We start from the raw sequence: 2,916 nt of genomic DNA on the forward strand, positions 1-2,916 counted from the left end.
CGCGGCCAGCTGATACCAGCGGCCAATGCGCGCAACCAGTAACAACGCCCAGGGCTAGCGGCCTGACTGAACAACTCACGCGAGTGCCTGACACAGGCCGCTCAGGCGGCACCCAACCCGGCGGCGAAACGGCGCAGGGCGGCGAGCACCAGCTCCGGCACTTCCAGCGCGTGAAAATGCCCGCCACGCTGGTGCACGCTCCACTGGGTCACGCGGTACAGGCGCTCGGTCCAGCTGCGCGGCAACTTCGCCACCGAAGCCGGGAACACCGAGACCGCGGTGGGGCAGTCTACGTAGCGCTCCCTGGGCGGCGCCGTCACCAGTTCGCGGTACAGGTTCATGGAGGTGGCGATGGTGCCGGTGAACCAGTACAGCGCGATGGTCTCCAGCATGCGCTGCTCATCCAGCGCACAGTCGCCGCGCGTACGGTCCGCCCAGTCGTGCAGTTTCTCACCCAGCCAGGCGGCCAGGCCGGCAGGCGAATCGTTGAGCGCGTGGGCCGCGGAGACCGGCGTGCGCGAGAGCAGCGCAAAGTGCGGGAAGGCGGCGTGATCCACCAGCCAGCTGCGCTCTTCCTCGCTGACCGGGAAATCGCCGTCGGTTGACGGCGCACTGCCGGAGACCGAGGTCAGGTGCAGTCCCAGCACCCGCTGCGGGAACTGCCGCGCGATCTCCGTGCCGATCAGGCTGCCCCAGTTGCCGCCGTGCACCAGGAAGCGCGGGTAGCCCAGGCGCGCCATCAGTGCGGTGAACTGGGCGGCCATGCGCTGGGCGTTGACCCCCGGCCGCGTACTGGAGAACCCGTAGCCGGGCAGCGAGGGCGCGACCACGTGAAACGCTGGTTGCCCCGTCGGCGGCGCCGCCAGCGGCGACCACAGCCGGGAGAAATCGAGAAAGCTGCCGGGCCAGCCGTGCAGCAGCAGGACCGGCAGCGCCTGCGGGTCGTCGCTGCGCTGGTGCAGCGCGTGAATCTCGATACCGTCGACCGGCAGCAGGCACTGCGGGTGAGTGTTGACCGCGTCCTCGACGGCGCGCCAGTCGAACTGCGACTGCCAGCGCTGGCACAGTGCGCGCAGGAAAGGCTGCGGCGTGCCAAAATCCCAGCTGCCCTGGAACGGGTCGCGCAGCCAGCGGGTGGCGGCGAGCCGGCGCTGCAGGTCGTCGAGCGCAGCGTCCGCCACGCGAATGGTGAACGGCCGCGGGTCGCCGGCGGGCAGCAACCCGCTGCCGGCGTCGGCGCTCACGCGCCCTCGGTCAGCTCGGCGGCGGCGCGCGGGTCGAAGTAGTCGCGCCACTCGCTGATCTTGCCCTCCTCGATCACCAGCACGCCGACCACCAGCGGTGCCGACAGCTCCGCGCCGGCGTCGTCGTACAGGCGGTCGATGCGCTCGGTGAACACCTTGTTGCCGTCCGCGGCGATGGCCAGCATCTCCACCACCACGCTGGCGATCTTCATCTCCTCGTGAAACTGGCTGACCAGTGCGACCGCTTCCTCGACACCGGTGGTGGTGGCCAGGCCGACGTTGTCCCACACCGCCTGTGGCGTGAAGTAGGCGCGGATGGCGTCGTACATGCCCTCCGTGCCCTGGTTGAAATCCGCGAAAAACGCTTCCACCACCTCGACCGGTGTCGCCATGCGCAAAGCTCCTGACTGGTTATTGTTGTGGTCGCGCGGCGCGTGGGGCTGGAGCGACGCCACTTGACCTTAGGAAATAGAGTTTCTCATAATGCCGGGCGACAGGACACCATTGCGGCTGTCCGCCCACAACAATAATCCAGCACAAGGAATCCAGCATGAGCCAGGAACTCGCCGGAAAGGTCGCCGTCATCACCGGCGGCGCCAGCGGCATCGGCAAGGCCACCGTGGAACTGTTCGTCGCCGAGGGCGCGCGGGTCGTGATCGCCGACGTCGACAGCGAGAAAGGCGAGGCACTGGCGCGCAGCCTGGGTGACGCCGCCCGTTTCAAGCGCACCAACGTCACCAGCGCGGAAGACCTCGAGGCACTGGTGGCCTTCGCCGACAGCACGTTTGGTGCCCTGGACGTGATGTACAACAACGCCGGGATTTCCTCCGCACCCTACCTGCGCTTCGTCGACGACGAGCTCAAGGACTTCCAGAAGATCATGGAAGTCAACGTGCTCGGCGCGGCTCGATCATCAACACCGCGTCCATGGGCGGCGCACTGCCGGGCTGGGGCGTGGTGCCCTACCGCGCCTCCAAGGCGGCGGTGATCCACTTCACCAAGTGCGCGGCAATCGACTTCGGCAGCTACAGCGTGCGCGTCAACTGCATCAACCCGGGCCAGATCATGACCGAGATGTCGCCGTTCCCGGAGCCGGGCATGAGTGCGGACACCGTCGAGCGCATCAAGCAGGCGCTGGTGCCGCCGATGACCGTGAACCAGCCGCTCAAGGTGCTGGGCCTGCCCGAGGACATCGCCCAGGCCGCCCTGTACCTGGCCAGTGATCGCTCGCGCTTCGTTACCGGCACGGAGTTGAATGTCGACGGCGGCCACAGCGCCGGGGATAACACCAATCACCTGCAGGCCATTATGCTGGCGCGCCTCGAGGGGAAGTAGGCCGGGTTAGCTCGCGGGCATTGCGCGGCGGGTAGTACGCGGAGGCGAGACTGTCCTGCGGCGCGTCGCTGATTCCAGGCGCGTCGCGCATCCCGGCCGCGCTGCTAGGTAGCGGCGCGTTGCTCGAGCATGTCGATAATCGCCGCGTAGTCGGTGGCGGACCAGAAATTCATGAACACCGTCATCAGGTGCAGCTGCGCCCGGGCGGTCTCGTCGTGCTCGATGCGCGGGTCGGTGCGCGATTGCACCTGGTCGAGCTCCGGCACCAGCTTGCGCAGCAGCGGCGGTGAGTCGAGCATCCAGGCGAGGCCCATCATGCCGACGTACAGCGCCAGGT

At 67.9% G+C, this 2,916-nt stretch carries 3 protein-coding genes and 1 pseudogene; 1 reads left to right on the forward strand and 3 read right to left on the reverse strand.

Annotated features, from left to right (window positions below; all coding sequences use genetic code 11):
- Positions 1-101: 101 nt before the first annotated feature.
- Together E4634_RS21130 and E4634_RS21135 are read right to left on the reverse strand one after the other, a co-directional pair.
- The gene (locus tag E4634_RS21130) at positions 102-1,244 is read right to left on the reverse strand and encodes an epoxide hydrolase family protein (RefSeq protein WP_167855023.1); all 1,143 of its coding nucleotides are present in this window, start codon (positions 1,242-1,244) and stop codon (positions 102-104) included.
- Complete coding sequence (locus E4634_RS21135; RefSeq protein ID WP_135446669.1) at positions 1,241-1,636, reverse strand: limonene-1,2-epoxide hydrolase family protein; 396 nt, start codon at positions 1,634-1,636, stop codon at positions 1,241-1,243. Before E4634_RS21135 ends, E4634_RS21130 begins: the two co-directional genes overlap by 4 nt.
- Positions 1,637-1,794: 158 nt before the next feature.
- Here E4634_RS21135 and E4634_RS21935 point away from each other — a divergent pair.
- A pseudogene (locus E4634_RS21935) lies at positions 1,795-2,579 on the forward strand (SDR family NAD(P)-dependent oxidoreductase).
- A 104-nt stretch (positions 2,580-2,683) separates the two neighbouring features.
- Here E4634_RS21935 and E4634_RS21615 read toward each other — a convergent pair.
- Positions 2,684-2,916: hypothetical protein (locus tag E4634_RS21615; RefSeq protein ID WP_206046989.1), on the reverse strand; the 233-nt coding region annotated here is incomplete at its 5' end.

The sequence above is a fragment of the Mangrovimicrobium sediminis genome, from assembly GCF_004745945.1.
GTDB classification, from domain to species: Bacteria; Pseudomonadota; Gammaproteobacteria; order Pseudomonadales; family Halieaceae; genus Mangrovimicrobium; species Mangrovimicrobium sediminis.